This is a genomic window from Alistipes sp. AF48-12, assembly GCF_003477565.1.
Lineage (GTDB): Bacteria > Bacteroidota > Bacteroidia > Bacteroidales > Rikenellaceae > Alistipes_A > Alistipes_A hominis.
Map to the genome: position 1 here is coordinate 33965 of NZ_QUDJ01000010.1, position 17568 is coordinate 51532.

Annotated in this window: 14 protein-coding genes, 1 tRNA gene and 2 pseudogenes; 8 read left to right on the forward strand and 9 right to left on the reverse strand. The window is 57.0% G+C overall.

Annotation, left to right across the window (positions count from 1 at the left end):
• Window positions 1-20: 20 nt before the first annotated feature.
• On the reverse strand, window positions 21-557 hold the full coding sequence (locus tag DW082_RS14305) for a hypothetical protein (protein ID WP_147386989.1): 537 nt from the start codon (window positions 555-557) through the stop codon (window positions 21-23).
• A 359-nt stretch (window positions 558-916) separates the two neighbouring features.
• Here DW082_RS14305 and DW082_RS07625 point away from each other — a divergent pair, with 359 nt between their 5' ends.
• The 6 genes and pseudogenes from DW082_RS07625 to DW082_RS07650 all read left to right on the forward strand — a co-directional run bounded on the left by DW082_RS07625 (window position 917) and on the right by DW082_RS07650 (window position 7872).
• Entirely contained in the window at window positions 917-1591 is a 675-nt protein-coding gene (locus DW082_RS07625; protein ID WP_055202951.1) for a MarC family protein, read from the forward strand.
• 38 nt (window positions 1592-1629) lie between these two features.
• The gene (locus DW082_RS07630) at window positions 1630-2919 is read left to right on the forward strand and encodes an amidohydrolase family protein (RefSeq protein WP_118458096.1); all 1290 of its coding nucleotides are present in this window, start codon (window positions 1630-1632) and stop codon (window positions 2917-2919) included.
• A gap of 10 nt (window positions 2920-2929) precedes the next feature.
• Window positions 2930-4405, forward strand: a complete 1476-nt coding sequence (locus tag DW082_RS07635) for a TolC family protein (RefSeq protein ID WP_118458098.1) — start codon at window positions 2930-2932, stop codon at window positions 4403-4405.
• Between the two features lie 10 nt (window positions 4406-4415).
• On the forward strand, window positions 4416-5408 hold the full coding sequence (locus DW082_RS07640; protein WP_118458155.1) for an HlyD family secretion protein: 993 nt from the start codon (window positions 4416-4418) through the stop codon (window positions 5406-5408).
• A gap of 7 nt (window positions 5409-5415) precedes the next feature.
• Entirely contained in the window at window positions 5416-6594 is a 1179-nt protein-coding gene (locus DW082_RS07645) for an ABC transporter permease (protein ID WP_055202945.1), read from the forward strand.
• Window positions 6578-7872 (forward strand): annotated as a pseudogene (locus DW082_RS07650) (ABC transporter permease). The gene DW082_RS07645 and the pseudogene DW082_RS07650 overlap by 17 nt, the downstream one beginning before the upstream one ends.
• Before the next feature lie 12 nt (window positions 7873-7884).
• Here DW082_RS07650 and DW082_RS07655 read toward each other — a convergent pair.
• The 4 genes and pseudogenes from DW082_RS07655 to yihA all read right to left on the reverse strand — a co-directional run bounded on the left by DW082_RS07655 (window position 7885) and on the right by yihA (window position 11335).
• A complete protein-coding gene (locus tag DW082_RS07655) occupies window positions 7885-9024 on the reverse strand; it encodes an acyltransferase (RefSeq protein ID WP_101573689.1) in 1140 nt (379 codons plus the stop codon).
• Between the two features lie 357 nt (window positions 9025-9381).
• A tRNA-Ser gene (locus DW082_RS07660) sits at window positions 9382-9470 on the reverse strand.
• A 184-nt stretch (window positions 9471-9654) separates the two neighbouring features.
• A pseudogene (locus DW082_RS07665) lies at window positions 9655-10597 on the reverse strand (ribose-phosphate diphosphokinase).
• A gap of 129 nt (window positions 10598-10726) precedes the next feature.
• Complete coding sequence (gene yihA, locus DW082_RS07670; protein WP_055202942.1) at window positions 10727-11335, reverse strand: ribosome biogenesis GTP-binding protein YihA/YsxC; 609 nt, start codon at window positions 11333-11335, stop codon at window positions 10727-10729.
• 200 nt (window positions 11336-11535) lie between these two features.
• Between yihA and DW082_RS07675 the strand changes: the two genes are divergently transcribed.
• Both DW082_RS07675 and DW082_RS07680 read left to right on the forward strand, forming a co-directional pair.
• On the forward strand, window positions 11536-11946 hold the full coding sequence (locus DW082_RS07675) for an OsmC family protein (protein ID WP_118458100.1): 411 nt from the start codon (window positions 11536-11538) through the stop codon (window positions 11944-11946).
• 64 nt (window positions 11947-12010) lie between these two features.
• Complete coding sequence (locus DW082_RS07680; RefSeq protein ID WP_118458102.1) at window positions 12011-13444, forward strand: carbon starvation protein A; 1434 nt, start codon at window positions 12011-12013, stop codon at window positions 13442-13444.
• 106 nt (window positions 13445-13550) lie between these two features.
• On the opposite strand, the gene tmk is transcribed toward DW082_RS07680, so the two are convergent.
• The 4 genes from tmk to sufC are packed head-to-tail and all read right to left on the reverse strand — an operon-like array spanning window position 13551 to window position 17557.
• The gene (gene tmk / locus DW082_RS07685) at window positions 13551-14237 is read right to left on the reverse strand and encodes a dTMP kinase (RefSeq protein WP_055202935.1); all 687 of its coding nucleotides are present in this window, start codon (window positions 14235-14237) and stop codon (window positions 13551-13553) included.
• Window positions 14238-14273: 36 nt separating this feature from the next.
• Window positions 14274-15497, reverse strand: a complete 1224-nt coding sequence (locus DW082_RS07690) for an aminotransferase class V-fold PLP-dependent enzyme (protein WP_118458104.1) — start codon at window positions 15495-15497, stop codon at window positions 14274-14276.
• Window positions 15497-16804 carry a Fe-S cluster assembly protein SufD gene (sufD, locus tag DW082_RS07695; RefSeq protein WP_118458105.1) on the reverse strand — a complete coding sequence of 436 codons (1308 nt, stop codon included), beginning with the start codon at window positions 16802-16804 and terminating at the stop codon, window positions 15497-15499. The genes DW082_RS07690 and sufD overlap by 1 nt, the downstream gene beginning before the upstream one ends.
• Before the next feature lie 3 nt (window positions 16805-16807).
• Complete coding sequence (gene sufC / locus DW082_RS07700; RefSeq protein ID WP_055202929.1) at window positions 16808-17557, reverse strand: Fe-S cluster assembly ATPase SufC; 750 nt, start codon at window positions 17555-17557, stop codon at window positions 16808-16810.
• Between the last annotated feature and the right edge of the window lie 11 nt (window positions 17558-17568).

The window sequence follows — 17568 nt, forward strand, 5'->3', positions numbered from 1 at the left end:
ATAAAAAGCGACCGTCCCTTTTACCGGGACGGTCGTTCGATTTTCCACTCTGACAAAAAAGCACGATTCCGCATAAATCCGGTCGGCCCGTTTCGCGCCGCCGGGCGGCAGTCCGTTAGATCGGCCCCATAGCGATCGTTTCGCCGCTTTCGTGCCATTTGTCGACTTCGAATCCGTTGCCGCCGGAAGGCGGCGACAGGATCCCGCCGATATTCACGTGCAGCGTCAGCATATTGCCGGCAGTCAGCGGCCCGGACAGTCGCGACGTATAAAGTCTTTTCCTCCCCGTTGTCGAGAATCATGCGGATCACGATTTGAGGCGCATCGCCAGACGGAAACACCTCTACGGAATTATAAGCGCTCATGCGGTCCGGCGCAAAGCGCAGCGGAATCAGCACCGTCTTCGTCGAATTGGAAGGTTCGACGGTATACAGGTCGAGGCTTTCGGCGATGGAACCCATCAGCGCGCTCATCGTATCGATAGCGGCGGCAAACGGAACATTATCCTTCGGACGCAGCATAATGCCGATTCCGGCAACCTCGCGCTCCTGCTCCACATCGATGCTGCCGGTTCCGATCTCCTCCTCGGTTGCAAAAACGAAATTGTTAATGCGGTGGTAAACCGTATCGCCGGAGTATTGCCTGAGCGAAAAAAACTGCCGCGACAGATCGGCGCTCAGCGACAGCCGGGAAACACGGACGACCGGACAACCGACCGCCGTATCGACCGGATTTTGGAATAGTTATTGATAACGGATAACAAACGAAATAGCAGGCGCTCCGGGCCGCGCCGTTCCGAACGCGGCCCGGAACCGCCTGCCGGCATCGGAATGTAAAATGGCTCGACGCCCGGAAAAACTTTGCAGCCAACCGGGCGGACACGATCGTCAAACACAATAAAACACGGCATATCAAGATGTTAAAAGAAAGCTTCGTCTTCATGTTCATCTCCTCGTTCATGGCGTTGTTTCCGGTGGCGAATCCCGTGGGCACCGGATTCATCATCAACGGGTTCTTGTCGGGACTGGACCGTTCGGAGAGAAGATCCATCGTCCGGAGGATTGCCGTCAACTACCTGCTGATCGGGATCGGCAGCCTGGCGATCGGGCACTTCGTACTGTCCCTGTTCGGACTGTCGCTGCCTATCGTTCAACTGGGAGGAGGTCTTTTGATCTGTAAAACGGCCCTGCAATGGCTTGGCGATTCGGATGCTTCGACAGGCAGCGCGCCGGACAAGCCCGTCGACCCGATCAGCGTACGCAACCTGGAATCCCGGGTATTTTACCCGATCACCTTTCCGATCAGCATCGGACCCGGCAGCATATCCGTCATTTTCACCCTGATGGCGTCGGTCAATATCAAGGACGGCCTGGGAAAGATCATCATAAACTATGCGGTCATCGCGTTCGTCATCTTCCTGATGTGTCTGATCCTGTACGTCATCCTGTCGCAGGGACAGAAAATCACGAAGAAAGTAGGGGTCACGGGCACGATGATAATCAATAAAATGGTCGCATTCTTCACGTTCTGCGTCGGCATCCAGATCATCGCGGAAGGCGTCGAGAAAATATTCCACCTCAGCCTGTCGTAAACCAACCGGAAAACAACAAACGCTTAAACATAAAAACCATGAATTCGAGCATCCTGATAAACAACGTCGAGATCTTCGACGGAACGAACGAGGCCACCGTCCGGGGAAATGTTCTGGTCAAGAACGGTCTGATCGAAAAAATAACGCAGGAGTCCGTCCCGGTCGACCCGGGCGGCGACACCCTCGTGCTGGACGGAAAAGGACGGTTTCTGATGCCCGGGCTGATCGACGCGCACTGGCACGCCTACCTGTGCTGTAACACGATGATGGGACTGCTGACCGAAGACGTCTCCTTTTCGCACCTGACGGCGGGACAGGAGGCCGGGGCGACCCTGCTACGGGGTTTCACGACCATCCGGGATGCGGGAGGCCCCGTTTTCGGACTCAAACGGGCCATCGACACCGGCGTCCTGCAGGGCCCGAGAATCTATCCCAGCGGCGCCATGATCTCCCAGACATCAGGACACGGCGACTTCCGGATGATCTACGAACACGGTCATGCGGGCTGCGGCTGCGAAATGGCCCACGTCGAGGAGATCGGAGCCTCGCGCATCGTCGACGGTCCCGATGCCGTCACGGCGGCGACGCGCGAAAACCTGAAGCAAGGAGCCTCTCAGATCAAACTGATGACCGGCGGCGGCGCGGCATCGCTCTACGATCCGCTGGACGTAACCGAATTTTTCGAAGAGGAGATCCGCGCGGCGGTGAGGGCGGCCGAAGACTGGGGCACGTACGTAATGGTGCACGTTTACAATCCCCGGGGCATAGCGAGGGCCATCAAAGCCGGGGTCAGAAGCATCGAGCACGGCCACCTGATCGACGAACCTACGATGAAACTGCTGGCCGACAGCGGCGCTTGGCTCAGTATGCAGGCCTTCACCGTCGAAGACAATACGTATCCTTCGCCCGTTCAACAAGCCAAACACCTGCAGATCTGCAACGGGACGGACCGCGCATACGAACTCGCCAAAAAGTACAATGTGAAACTGGCCTGGGGAACGGATCTGCTGTTCAATCCGGCCCATACGAAAAACCAGAATCACGGGATCGTAAAATTACAAAAATGGTTTTCCAACTTCGAAATCCTGAAAATGGTCACTTCCGACAACGCCCGCCTGCTGGCGATGTCCGGAGCCCGAAACCCGTATCCGGGCAAACTCGGCGTCGTCGAAGAGGGCGCGCTGGCCGACCTGCTGCTGGTCGAAGGAAATCCTCTACAGAACGTCGACCTGCTCGGAGATCCCGGGAACAACTTCAGCGTCATCATCAAAAACGGCGTCGTCTATAAAAACAAACTACAAGACGGCCCGGCATCCGGCAACCGTTAAAACTCGATATATGATCAGACAACCTGTACTATACGCCATCCTACTCGTTTTTCCCCTTTTCGGCGCATCCGCTCAGGAACCGGGTCTTCCGGTCAGCTTCGAGCAGGCCGTCGAAATGGTGAACCGGGACAACAAGAGCATCCGGATCGCCGAGCAGGGACTGGACTGGGCCAAAAGCGAACGCCAGCGGCTGAACTCTTTCTGGTATCCGAGAATTTCGGCCAGCGGAGCCTACGTGCACATGGCGAACGACATCGAAGTCAAGGAATCGCTGTCGGCGTTCACCGATCCGGTCAAGGATTTCATCCACTCGATCGACCCCGGCGAACAGATCATCACTTCGCTGCTGAACAACCTCGGCAGCCACTCGTTCAGCGTCCCGCTGGCCCCCCGGAACGTCTCTACGATCGACGCGACAGTCGCGCTTCCGATCTTTACGGGCGGCAAGCGCATCTACGCCGGCAGAATCGGGAAATCCATGGTCGGCGCAGCCGAGGTGAACCGGAAGCAAGTAAGCGCCGATCAACAAGTACTGCTGGTCGAAACTTATTTCGGCGTGCGGCTGGGACAAAAAATCGTCGAAGTCCGCCAGCAGACCTACGACGCCCTCGAACAGCATTTCCAAAATGCCCTGAAGCTCGAGGCCACCGGTATGCTGACCAAAACCGAACGCCTGCTTTTCCAGGTAAACAGGGATGAAGCCAAACGCGAACTGGAAACGGCGGTAAAGGATCTGAGCGTAGCGCAGAACGCGTTCAAAACGCTCGTCCAGATCGAAACGGACGAAAACATCCTGCCGGTTTCGCCGCTGTTCATCAACGAATCCCTGCCTGCGCTCGACTATTTCAAAAGCCTGGTAGGTCGGGACAACTACATCGTCCAGGGCCTGGGCATCCAGCAGGATATCCAGCAAAACCAGATAAAAATAGCGAACTCGGCCTACATGCCCGCGATCGAACTGTTCGGAAAACAGACCCTCTATTCGTCCGGCATCCGGAAAAACCTGGTGCCCCGGTCGCTGATCGGGGTGGGGTTTACCTGGAACCTTTTCGACGGCCTGGGTCGCGAAAAGCAAATCCGCCAGGCGAAGATCAACCACCGCATTCTGACCGTCGAGAAAGAGAAAGCCGCCGACGACCTGACACTGGCGGTCGATAAATTCTACAACCAGACGCAAACCGCGCTGGACAACGTTACCGCCCTGCAAACTACCGTCGAGATGAGCCGGGAGATCGTCCGGGCCCGGCACAAGTCTTTCCAGGAAGGCATGGCCACCCCCACCGAAGTCATCGACGCGGAACTGCTGCTGTCGAAAGTGAGGGTCGCGATCCTGATGGCCTACTACCAGTTCGACACGGGGCTCATCAACCTGTTGGCCGTCTGCGGGATACCGGAGTCGTTCGATCAGTACAGCCGGAACGGAAAAGACGAAACGTCCCTGACGGACCGGCGAACCGACGCTGTAAACGGAACGATAAACAATTAACCATATCATGATGAACAAGAGTAAAAAATACATAGCGATCGCCTTCGTCGTCGTTTTAATCGTCGTCGTGATCGTATCCACGGTCGGCATTCTGTCGCTGAAGAACAAACCCGAGATCCTGCAAGGGCAGGCGGAAGCTACGGAGATCCGGATCTCCGGCAAACTCCCCGGACGCATCGACAAGTTCCTGGTCGAAGAGGGACAGGACGTCCTCAAAGGGGATACCCTGGTGGTAATCAACAGTCCGGAAATCGTGGCGAAATACGACCAGGTCGATGCGATCAAGAACGCGGCGGTCTACGAAAATCAGAAAATCGAAGAAGGCACCCGCAAGCAGATCGTCGAATCGGCCTACCAGCTCTGGATGAAGAGCAAATCCGACCTCGAACTGGCGACGACCACCTACAACCGCATTTCGTCCCTCTACCGGGACAGCGTGGTCACTTCCCAGCGGAAAGACGAAACGGAAGCGATCTACAAAGCGGCCTTGGCCGGCGAACGCGCCGCCTTCCAGCAATACCAGATGGCTCTGGACGGCGCCCGCAAGCAGGATCGGGAGAGTTCCCAGTCTATGGTCGACGCCGCCCGGAGCACGGTGCAGGAAGTGGCCGCGCTGCTACAGGACGCCCGGCTCGTAGCCCCCGAATCCGGCCAGATCGCCGTGATCTACCCCAAGCGGGGCGAACTCGTCGGCCCCGGCACGCCCATCATGTCGCTGGTCGTCCTCGAAGACGCCCACGTGGTGCTGAACGTACGGGAAGACCTGATGCCGCATTTCCGGATGAAAGGAAAATTCAAGGGAGACGTGCCCGCGCTGGCCCGGAAAGGGATCGAATTCGAGATATACTACATCAGCCCGCTGGGCAGCTATTCGACCTGGAAATCGACCAAACAGGTCGGCAGCTACGACATGAGGACGTTCGAGATCAAAGCCCGGCCGACCGCGCCGCTGACGGATCTCCGGCCCGGAATGTCGGTTCTGGTAAACCTCAACGCACAGTAAACGTACAATGAACCGCACTCAGGGAGCATTTTACCGGGTCGTCCGACGCGAGTTGGACCGGATGGTATCCCGAAGGCTTTACTTCGGGGTCTGCATCGCGCTGCCCCTGTTCTGCATCTTGTTTATGACCACGATCTTCGGCAGCGGACAAATGGAAAACATCCCGATCGGTATCGTCGACCTCGACCAGACAGCCACCTCGCGGCAAATTTCGCGTACCATCGCGACAGTTCCGACTTCCCGCGTAACGGCCCGCTACGCAGACGCCAAGGCGGCGCGCGACGCCGTGCAAAAAAAGGAGATATACGCCTACGTAGTGATCCCGCACAACTTCGAATCGGATCTGCTGGGAGGTCGAAACGTCGCGCTGCCCTATTACTACCATTTCGCCTTGCTGAGCGTGGGGATCGAACTCCACAGCGCCTTCGAAACGGTACTGGCGAACCTATCCGTCGCGCCGGTCGCCGCGGCGGGAATCGGGCAGGGCGCGTCGGAACGCCGGATCGAAAGCTTTATCCTGCCCGTCAACCTGCAGGCCCATCCGCTTTTCAATCCGTCGCTGGACTACTCGATCTACCTGACGAACCCTTTTTTCTTCGTTTTGTTCCAGATCGTCATCCTACTGGTGACCATGTACGTTCTGGGCAGCGAAATAAAATTCAAAACGGCCGCCGACTGGCTCGAAACGGCGGATGCGAATATCTTCACCGCCGTCACGGGCAAACTGCTGCCCTACACGGCGATCTTTATCGCGATGGGCATACTGGGCAACTTCGTCATGTTCGGCATCGCGGGCCTCCCGTTGGGCACGGGTTTTCTGCCCGTCAATCTGGCGACCGCCCTGTTCATCGTGGCGACGCAGGCGTTCGGCGTCTTCATATTCTCGCTTTTCCCGGCGCTGAGCATCATCATCAGCATAGCCTCGATGGTCGGATCGCTCGGCGCGACGCTGTCCGGAGTAACGTTCCCGGTACCGTACATGTACGCCCCCATCTACTACCTGTCGTTCCTGTTTCCCGTCAGGCATTTCGTCGAAATCAACCAGAACATCCTGTACGGGGATTACGGTTTCGCCTATACCTGGCAGAACGCGAGCTGCCTGTTCGTCTTCATGTTGGCGGCGCTGCTGATGCTGCCGCACCTGAAAAGAGCCATACTGAGTCGTAAATATGAAAACATCGAATAAAATAAAAGGGGGCCTGACGGTCATCGCGACCTACGTGACCAGGGAGTTCAAAACCATCGCGACAAGCTATTCGATCCTGTTGGTCATGATCGGGGGGATATTCATTTACGGCCTGCTTTACAACTACATGTACGCGCCCAACCTGATCCGCGACGCGCCGGTCGCCGTCGTCGACCGTTCGGGAACCCCGTTGAGCCGGGAGTACGCGCGCCTGCTGAACGCCTCTCCGCAGGTCGAAATATACAGCTACGCGCCGGACATGCTGAGCGCGAAAATCATGATGGAGACGAACCGGGTCGTCGGGATCATCTTCATTCCGGAAGACTTCGAAAGCAGGGTAGGTCGCGGCGAGCAGGCCGTTTTCCTGGCCTACGGCAACACCAGCGCATTCCTGAACTTCGCCTCCGTCGAAGAAGCGGCCGCAGGCGCGATGGAAGAACTGGACTCCAGGCACCGTCCCGACATGGTCGTATTCGTGCCGCCCGCAGCCCTCTACGCGATGTCGCAGACCCAGTCGATCGACATCGTCGGAACGCCGCTCTACAACCCGACCGAAGGTTACGGCAGCTACCTGATCCCGGCCGTACTGATCGTCATCCTCTTCCAGACCCTGATGATGGTCATCGGAATGATCTCGGGTAAGGAGCGCTACACCGGTTCCATCCTGTACTATTCGCGGCACGGACTCGGCTTCGGCCGGATGGCCGGCGTCGTGCTGAGCAAGACCTTTACATACTGCATCCTCTACGCCGTATTCGCCTACTTTTTAATCGGCCTGCTGCCGGAGATATACAGCATTCCCGATATCGGGAACCGCCGGGATATCGTCATGCTGCTGATCCCGTTCTTGCTGGCGACCTGTTTTTTCGGGCTGACCGGATCGCTTTTCTTTGCAGACTCCGAGAGTCCGATCCTGATGATTACCTTCTTCTCGGTCGGCCTGATCTTTCTGTCCGGCATGTCGTACCCGCTGGAACTGATGCGTGGTACTGGCAGGCCGCCCATTTCGTGATTCCGGCCTCCCCCGGCGTTCTGGCGTTCATCAAACTGAACTCCATGGGAGCGGGTATGGCCGATATCGAACGCGAATACGTGACGCTGTGGATTCAGTGCATCGTGTATTTCATTTCGGCCTGCCTGGCGTTCCGGTACAACATCCGCAAAGCGATACGCAACCGGCCGGCCGGCGCGCGCGCTGCTTCTCGGAACGACGTCCCTACGCCGGCTCCGGCAAAAGGCATCGCGGAACCGGCGTCCGTCGAAAATACGGTCGAATAAAATTCGGACGGTTTACCGTTTCTTCGACTTCAAAAAACGGTTGGCCAAATACCTACGGACAGGCTCATCGTACAATTTCAAACAAATATATGCCAGCAGGATGCTTCCGACGACTACGGCCAGGGCTCCGGGCAGCGACTCGCCGAACGTAAGCTCTTCGTTCTTGACCCATCCGTAATAAAGGTAAATAAACGGATAATGCACCATATACAAAGGATAGGATATATCTCCCAGGAACTTACAAACCCGGTTCGTATATCGGTCGGTAATTTTGCCGGAGGCTCCCCAGTAAACGATCAGCGGGAAAAACAGGGCGAAACAAACCGTATCGTACAAACCGTTCATCCACAGGCGATCGGCTCCGCCCAGGCGCGGAACGGCCAGCAGAATAATCACGAGCAGGCTGCACTTCCAAAAGGCCCCCCTGACACGGGCCGGCCTGAAAACGCGGGACAGAAGCAACCCGGCGGAAAAAGCGTACAGCAAACGAAAAAATCCTCCCGTAAACTCCGTCCCGGTCAACGAAAACCCGGCGCAAATATCGCCGTAAGGCCCGAAGATGCTAAAAGCGGCCAGGCCGCATCCGGCCGCGACGACCAATACCGCAAGGGCCTTCGTAGAAAATTTACGGATAATCAAAGCATACAAAATATTGCCGATATATTCGAAAAACAGCGACCAGCTCGGCCCGTTCAGCGGATACATCTCCCCCAGGCCCCGGATTTCGGTGCCGGGCGTAGCCGGGATCAACAGCGCATTGACGAACGTGGCCAGCAACAGGGCCGCGACCGTCACCTTCGTAACGTCCCACACCGGACATCCCTGGAAATAAAACATGACCGCCCCAATCACAGCCCCCATGACGACCATCGGGTGAAGGCGTATGACCCTGCGTTTGATGAAATCCTTCACGGTCATCGTTTTCCAGCGGTCGTCGTAAGCATAGCCAATGACAAAACCGGACAGAATAAAGAAGAAATCGACAGCCAGATAACCGTGGTTGATCTTTTGATCCAGATGACTCGTCGCATAGGCTTCGAATATATGAAACCATACGACCATAATGGCGGCCACGCCGCGCAATCCGTCGAGGATCATGTAATGCGGTTTCGTGTCTCCGAAAGCCGCGGAAGATATCGGTGTTTTCGACATGAATGAATTGTATTCGGATTTCGTATTTATTTCTTTTGTAAATCTCGATGCTTTCCGGTTTTCGCGTCCGTTTACCTTCCGGCCGCACGGGGCTTTCTTTTTCCCGGGCACTCCCCATGTATGCTTCAAATATACAACAAAATAGCCTTACACATAGCTCCGACCGTCTTTTTTTGTTAAAATAGCTTTGGCCGGTCCAATCCGGCTCTTTTCCCGAAAGAAAACTTCGCATCGGCCCGGCAGTCGTTTTAACGGCGTTCTTTCCCTTCCTCCGGATGTTCCCGGCGACAAGCTTACGGGCAATAAAAAACCTACGAATCAATGACTCGTAGGTTTACTTTCATACAACAAATTCAGCGGAGAGGACGGGATTCGAACCCGTGGAGCCAGTTGCCCAGCTCGGCAGTTTAGCAAACTACTGGTTTCAGCCACTCACCCACCTCTCCGTGGCCATAGCCTGAAATAATTACCGTGCAAAAGTATGGTTTACTTTTCAAAAACGCAAATCTTTTTTCGACGCGCGGAAAAATAAATCCCTAAAGTTCCGGACGGTCCCCGGCAGACCGGCTTTTTCGGAACGACTGCCCGTGCGTCACCGCACCCGACTCGCCGGACAAATCGCCCTCCGATCTAAAAAATAAATTTCGAACTGATCTCCCGATAATCGTGCACCCGTTCGATGACGTCGGCAAAAATGTCGGCCACGGTCAGCACGGTAAATTTCGAGGTATCTTCGTCTTTTTTCAGCGGAATCGTATCCGTTACGATCACTTCCGACAGTGCGCTGTTATTGATTCGGTCGTAGGCCGGCCCCGACAGTACCGGATGCGTCACGGCGGCGCGGACGCTCGAAGCGCCGAGCTCCATGAACATATCGGCCGCTTTGGTAATCGTGCCCGCCGTATCGATCATGTCGTCCATGATGATGATATTCCGGTCTTTGACCTCGCCGATCGCCGTAATTTTCCCTACGACGTTGGCCTTTTCGCGCTGCTTGTGGCAAATGATCATCGGCGCGTTCAAGTGCTGCGAATAAGCGTTCGCCCGTTTGGCCCCCCCCCATGTCCGGCGCGGCGATCGACAGGTTTTCGATATTCAGATTTTTAATGTAGGGAACGAATATGCCGCTCGCATAGAGATGATCGACCGGGATATCGAAAAATCCCTGAATCTGGTCGGCATGCAGGTCCATGGTCATGATCCGGTCGACGCCGGCGGCGCGCAACAGATTGGCAACCAATTTGGCTCCGATCGAAACCCGCGGACGGTCCTTGCGATCCTGCCGCGCCCAACCGAAATAGGGCATCACGGCGATCACCCGGTGCGCCGACGCCCGGTGCGCCGCATCGATCATCAGCAACAGTTCCATCAGATTGTCTGCAGGCGGGAAGGTCGACTGCACGATAAAAACGGTGCATCCCCGGATGCTTTCGTCAAACGCGGGCTGGAATTCGCCGTCGCTGAACTCCAAAACCTGGGAATCGCCCAGATCGACCCCGAAATTCGCAGCGATCTTCTCGGCCACGTAACGGGAACCACGGCATGAAAAAATTTTAAGCTTGTGAATTGCCATTATCTGAAGAATTTCATTTGCGCGCAAAGGTACGCCAATTTCGTGGAAAAAGGGGGATTAATTTTAACTTTTTATTCATAAAATATCGGAATCCGGCGCAAAAAGGCTGGGCGACAAATCCGAACGGTTTCATTCCGTATCCCCGACCGTCTCCAAACAATGTCCGATAAAATCGAGTACCTCGTCCCGCCCGGTCTTTTTTTCGGAAGAGGTACGGAACACCGGCGGCAGCTCTTCCCATGTTTCCAGCATTTTCCGGCGAAATTTCGCCATATTGGACGACGTGCGGTCGTCGGACTGTTTGTCGCATTTGGTGAATATCAACCCGAACGGCACGCCGTGTTCGCCGAGCATCCGGATAAAATCGAGGTCGATCTTCTGCGGATCGAGCCGGGAATCGATCAGCACGAACAGGAAAACCATCGCCTCCCGTTTCTGCACGTAATCGGTAATCAGCTTCGAGAACTCCCCGCGCTGGTTTTTCGAAACGCGCGCATAACCGTATCCGGGCAGATCGACCAAGTACCACTTCGCATTGATCTTGAAATGATTGATCAATCGGGTTTTACCGGGAGTAGAGGAAACCTTGGCCAACCCCGGACGATCGGTCAGCATGTTGATCAGCGACGATTTACCGACGTTCGAGCGGCCGATCAGCGCAAATTCCGGCAAACCGTCCGTCGGACATTGGCTCAACTTCTGGCTGCTGACAGTAAAAACGGCGGAAGAGATGTGCATACGGACTGATTTTTTACAAAGGTAACGAAAAATCCGGGTTTCGCACGCCCTGCCCGCCGGAGGCGGAACACCGCTGCGGATTATTTTTTATCTTTGCACGTGACGCGCCGGACCGTTCCCCGGATAAACGGGACGGAGCGGGATATCCGTCCCGGTGCCGGCTATCGTAAAAACGACGAATCATTCAAAAACGCAAAATTATGGCAACTGTAGAAACGATCTATCTGGGCGGTCTCCGTACCGAAGCCACCCATGTCCAGTCCGGAACGAAAATCCTGACCGACGCTCCGACCGACAACCACGGCAAAGGAGAAGCCTTCTCGCCGACCGATCTGGTAGCCACGGCGCTCGGAAGCTGTATGATGACCATCATGGGCATCGCCGCGCAGACGCACGGTATCGACATCGACGGCACGAAACTGCACATCACCAAAATCATGAGCGCATCGCCGCGGCAGATCGGCGAAATCGTCGTCGAAGTGCATTTCCCAAAACCGATTGCCGATCCGAAACAGCGCGAGATTCTCGAACGGGCCGCGGCTACCTGCCCGGTCGCCCAGTCGCTGCACCCGGACTGCAAACAGACCGTCAGCTACCGTTACGGCGAATAACCGCCGATCGACCGGTGCGCGGCGCCGGTTCGTCCGGCCCCGCGCTTTCTAAAAACATTATGCTATGTTCACTTTTACCATTGCATTGCTCGCCCTGATCGCAGGCTATTTTTTCTACGGCAAATTCGTCGAAAAAATATTCGGGGTCGATCCGGCGCATAAAACGCCGGCCTATACGAAACAGGACGGCGTAGACTACATCCCGATGCCGACGTGGAAGATTTTCATGATCCAGTTCCTGAACATCGCCGGATTGGGGCCGATTTTCGGCGCGATCATGGGAGCCAAATTCGGGACGGCGTCTTACCTATGGATCGTGCTGGGCAGCATCTTCGCCGGCGCCGTACACGATTTTCTGGCAGGCATGATCTCGCTGCGCAACGGCGGGGAGAGCCTGCCGGAAACCATCGGCCGCTACCTGGGAGTCAACTTCAAACAATTCATGCGCGGCTTTACGGTGCTGCTGATGGTGCTGGTCGGCGCCGTATTCGTCGCGGGACCGGCCGGGCTGCTGGCCAAGCTGACCCCGGAGAGCCTCGACCTGTCGTTCTGGGCGACGGTCGTATTCGTTTATTATGTGCTGGCTACGCTGCTGCCGATCGACAAGATCATCGGCAAGATCTACCCGATATTTGCCATTGCATTGATATTCATGGCAGCAGGCATTCTTTTTATGATCTTCTGGCATCATCCCGCCCTGCCGGAACTGACCGACGGCATCGCCAATACGCATCCGGACGGCCTGCCGATCTTCCCGATGATGTTCATTTCGATCGCCTGCGGAGCGATTTCGGGATTCCACGCCACGCAGTCGCCGCTGATGGCTCGCTGCATGACCAATGAAAAATACGGCCGGCCGGTATTCTACGGCGCCATGATCACCGAGGGGATCGTCGCCCTGATCTGGGCCGCTGCCGCAACCTACTTTTTCCACACCGAAGAGGGCAGCGCGCTGTTCGCCGCCGGATCGGGGAACGACAACGCCGCCGTCATCGTCGACTCGATCACCAAAGAGTGGCTGGGCGTCGTGGGCGGCTTCCTGGCCATATTGGGCGTCATCGCCGCACCGATCACCTCGGGGGATACGGCTTTCCGCTCGGCCCGGCTGATCGTCGCCGACTTCCTGCGCGTCGACCAGAAACCGATCCTGAAACGGCTGATGATCTCCGTTCCGCTGTTCGTCGCGGGTTACATCATCCTGCACGCCAATTTCTCCGTACTGTGGCGCTACTTTGCCTGGTGCAACCAGACGCTGGCCGTCTTCACGCTATGGGCGCTGACGGTCTATCTGACCCAGAAACGCAAACCGTACGTTATCACGCTGATCCCCGCGCTGTTCATGACGGCCGTTTGCTCGACCTATATCCTGATCGCACGGGAGGGACTGCACCTGCCGCAAGAACTGGCCTACTGGCTCGGCGGAGCCGTTACCCTGTTCATATTCGTCCTGTTCCTCGTGTGGCGCAACAAATACCTGCGGCGGAATCCGACGATTTGACCGGTACGGATTCATCAATCAAACGAAAAGGGATTTTCATGCGGAAAATCCCTTTTCGTTTGATCCCTGCCGCGGCCGTACCGCCGGCGCGAAAACGGTTCGCAAGCTAATTTCCGAAAACCCCGGCCAATGCTGCCCGGATCCGCTCGAAAATCTGCGGCGGCGGCAGCATCGTCCCGTCGTCGCCGGCGCAGTCCACCACCCGGAACCGGTCGTCGCGCTCCGCCTGACCGAGATACACCTCGCGCACCCGTTGCTGCAACGTCAGCGACGCCTCGTGAATATCCTTTTTTCCGTGCAGGTAACCGCGGTCGTCCCCTTCGCGCACCTCTTCGAGTTTACGCCGGGTAAATCCGAACGGAACGTCCAGAAACAGCGAAACGTCCGGCTGCGGAATTTTATGATAATCATACTCCAGATCGACGATCCAGTCCCGCAACCGCTCGCGGGACGCCGCATCTCCGATTTTGGCGCACTGGTACGCCACGTTCGAATAGACGTAACGGTCGAGGATCACGAATTTCCCCTCGTCGAGCCACCGCCGGATCACCGGCGCGGCGTCGGCGCGGTCGCCCGCGTACAACAATGCGACCACATACGGATCGACGGCATCCACTGCTCCCAATTCGCCGCGCAGAAAGCGGGCGATCAACTCGCCGTAAATCGGCGCGTCGAAACGCGGGAAATGCAAGTATTCGTAACGCAGGCCGCGCGAAGCGAGCAACTGCTGCAACAGGTCGATCTGGGTCGATTTTCCGGCTCCGTCGAGCCCTTCGAGAACAATCAGCGACATATTTATTGATTCGGTTTCTATCGTTTACCGCCGGGGCTACGCCCGCAGCATATCCAGCGCACGGATCAGTCCGTCCGCGAAAACATCCACTTCTTCGATCGTATTGTACATCGCCAGCGACGCGCGTATCATCGACGTGATACCGTAGTGCGTCATCACCGGTTCGGCGCAATGCGTTCCGGTGCGTACGGCCACGCCCAGCTTATCGAGAATCATCCCCGCATCGTACGGATGCACTCCTTCGGCGCCGAACGACACGATGCTGCATTTCCCGGGCTGCGTCCCGTAAATCCGCACGCCGGGGATTGCCGAAAGACGCTGCGTTGCATAATCTTTCAGCGCCGTTTCATGGCGGTGCGCCGCCTGCAGGTCGATCCCGTTCAGGTAACGGACCGCCTCGGCCAGTCCGATCGCTCCGATATAGTTCGTGGTTCCGGCTTCGAATTTCAGCGGCAGTTCGGCATAGGTCGTCCCGGAAAACGACACGGTCCCGACCATATCGCCGCCGCCCATAAACGGCGGCATTTCGTCCAGCAGACGCTCTTTCCCGTACAAGACGCCTATTCCGGTCGGCCCGTATAATTTATGCCCCGAAAACGCGTAAAAATCACAATCCAATGCCGCGACGTCGACTCCGCCGTGAACAATTCCCTGACATCCGTCGACCAGCACCGGCACGCCGCGGTCATGCGCCATAGCGATTACGGCAGACAGGTCGGGGCACGTTCCGAGTACGTTGGAAGCCTGCGTGACGCAGACGATCCGCGTGCGGTCGTCGATCAGTCCGGGCAGTTTCTCGATTTCGAGCCGGCCGTCGTCCGCGAACGGCACCACGCGCAGTTCCGCTCCTTTCCTCCCGCAGATCAACTGCCACGGAACGATGTTCGCATGATGCTCCATCTCGGTCGTGACAACATTGTCGCCGGGTCCGATATAACGCTCCCCGAAGCTATACGCCACCGTATTGATCGCCGCCGTAGCTCCAGCCGTAAACACGATCTCGCGCGTCGAACCGGCCCCGATAAACGCCGCGATGTCCCGCCGCGCGGCCTCGTATTCGTCCGTACAGGTTTCGCTCATAAAGTGCAGGCCCCTGTGTACGTTGGCGTTCATCTCGCGGTGCAGGTAATCGACCTTATCGATCACCGCATACGGCTTCTGGGCCGTAGCGCCGTTATCGAAATAGACCAGCGGCTTACCGTAAACCCGGCGGGAAAGCACCGGAAAATCGGCGCGTATTTTCTGAACATCGAATTCCATTACATCCGTTCGATTTTATCCGCGGCCAGCCGTTCGATCCGCTCGGTCAGGCCTTCGACCGGCGTCCGCTCGACCACCTGATTAATAAAACCGGCCATTTGCAGCCGCCGCGCCGTCTGCTCGGGAATCCCGCGCTGGCGCATGTAATAAACAGCCTCTTCGCTCAACTGCCCGACGGTGGCCCCGTGGCTGCATTTGACGTCGTCGGCATAAATTTCCAGTTGCGGTTTCGCATAAATATGCGCTCGGTCGCCGAGCAGCAGGTTGTTGCTTTGCTGGTAAGCCTGCGTTTTCTGGGCGTCCTGCGCCACGTAAATACGGCCGCTGAATACGCCGGTTCCGCCGTCCGAAGCAATCCCCTTGAACACTTCGTAACTGGTGCAATCGCGCGAAATATGCCGGATATCGGTCGTAAAGTCGATATGCTGTCCCGCGCCGCTCAGCATCAACCCGTCGGTATGGTTCTCGGCTCCGCGCCCTTTCAGCGCGACATGCTGATCGCCCCGGATCAGCCGACCCTCCAGTCCCACCGATAGCGTATGCACGCGACTCGACGCCTGCTGCTCGGTGAAGCTGCCGGACACGATCGACGAACGGCCGTTCAGCCGGAACAGTTCGACGATATCGGCACGGGCGTCCTCGGCGGCAAAGACCTCGCGCACCTGGCAGTCGAAATAGGTCTCATCGCTCGCCGAACGGTTTTCGATCACCACCTGCGCCCGGCTTCCGGATTCGAAAACGAACAGGTTGCGGGCAAATCCGGCCAACGACTCGCCCTCGCTGTAATACGAGAACGAAATCACGAACGGACGCTCCGCCCGAACTCCCTGCGGCACGTATACGAACGCGCCGTCCTGCGCGAACACGGTATTGAGCGCCGACACGGCGTCGCCCTGCGACTCGGCAAGTTGGTTATAATAACGCTCCACCAGTTCCGGATAAGCTTTCGCGGCCGCAGCCAGCGACCCGAAAATTACCCCGTTTTCGGATCGTGTCAGCGGTTGTTCCGACGTACAGAACCCGTTCAGCAACGAAAGCCGTTCGCCTTCGGTTTCCGGCATCGCCAAAGCCGCCGACGGATAGGACGGAGTGAAATAACGTTCGTATTCCTGCTGAAAAAGGTTCCGCAGATCGGTATAATGGTAACGGTCGCCGTACCCCGAACCGCGCGGCGGAATACCCAGCAGGTTGAACGTCTCAAGCGCTCCCGCGCGCGGACGGTTCAACGGCACGGGCAATCCCTCGCCGATGATGTCGGCACCCGCCAGGTACAGCTCCACCAGTTGTTTCTCCAATGAGCTTTCCATCGCTTATTTATATTCGTTGATCAGCCAATCGTAACCCTGCTCTTCCAGTTTCAGCGCCAATTCGCGGCCGGCCGAATGGATGATCCGACCGTTGTAGAGCACATGCACCACGTCGGGAACGATGTAATCGAGCAACCGCTGGTAGTGCGTAATGACTACCGTCGCATTGTCGGGCCGCTTGAGCTTGGCCACTCCGGTAGCCACGATCCGCAGCGCGTCAATGTCGAGCCCGCTGTCCGTTTCGTCGAGGATCGCCAGCTTCGGTTCGAGCATCGCCATCTGGAAAATCTCGTTTTTCTTCTTTTCTCCGCCCGAGAAACCTTCGTTGACGGCGCGGCTGGTCAGCTTGCTGTCGATCTCGACCACCTTGGCCTTCTCGCGCATCATCCTCAGGAATTCGGCCGACGATAGCGGCTCCAACCCCTGGTATTTGCGCTTCTCGTTGACCGCATACTTCAAAAAATTGGCCATGCTGACGCCGGGAATTTCGACCGGGTACTGGAATCCGAGAAACAGTCCCGCCCGGGCCCGGTCTTCGACGCTCATATCCAGCAGGTTCATTCCGTCGAACGACACCTCGCCTTCGGTCACTTCGAACCGTTCGTTCCCGGCCAGCACCGAAGCCAGCGTACTTTTGCCCGAGCCGTTCGGCCCCATGATCGCATGCACTTCGCCGGCCCGCACCGACAGGTCGATTCCTCTGAGTATCTCCTTGCCGTCTACTACGGCGTGCAGATTCTTAACCTCCAACATATAAAGTATCT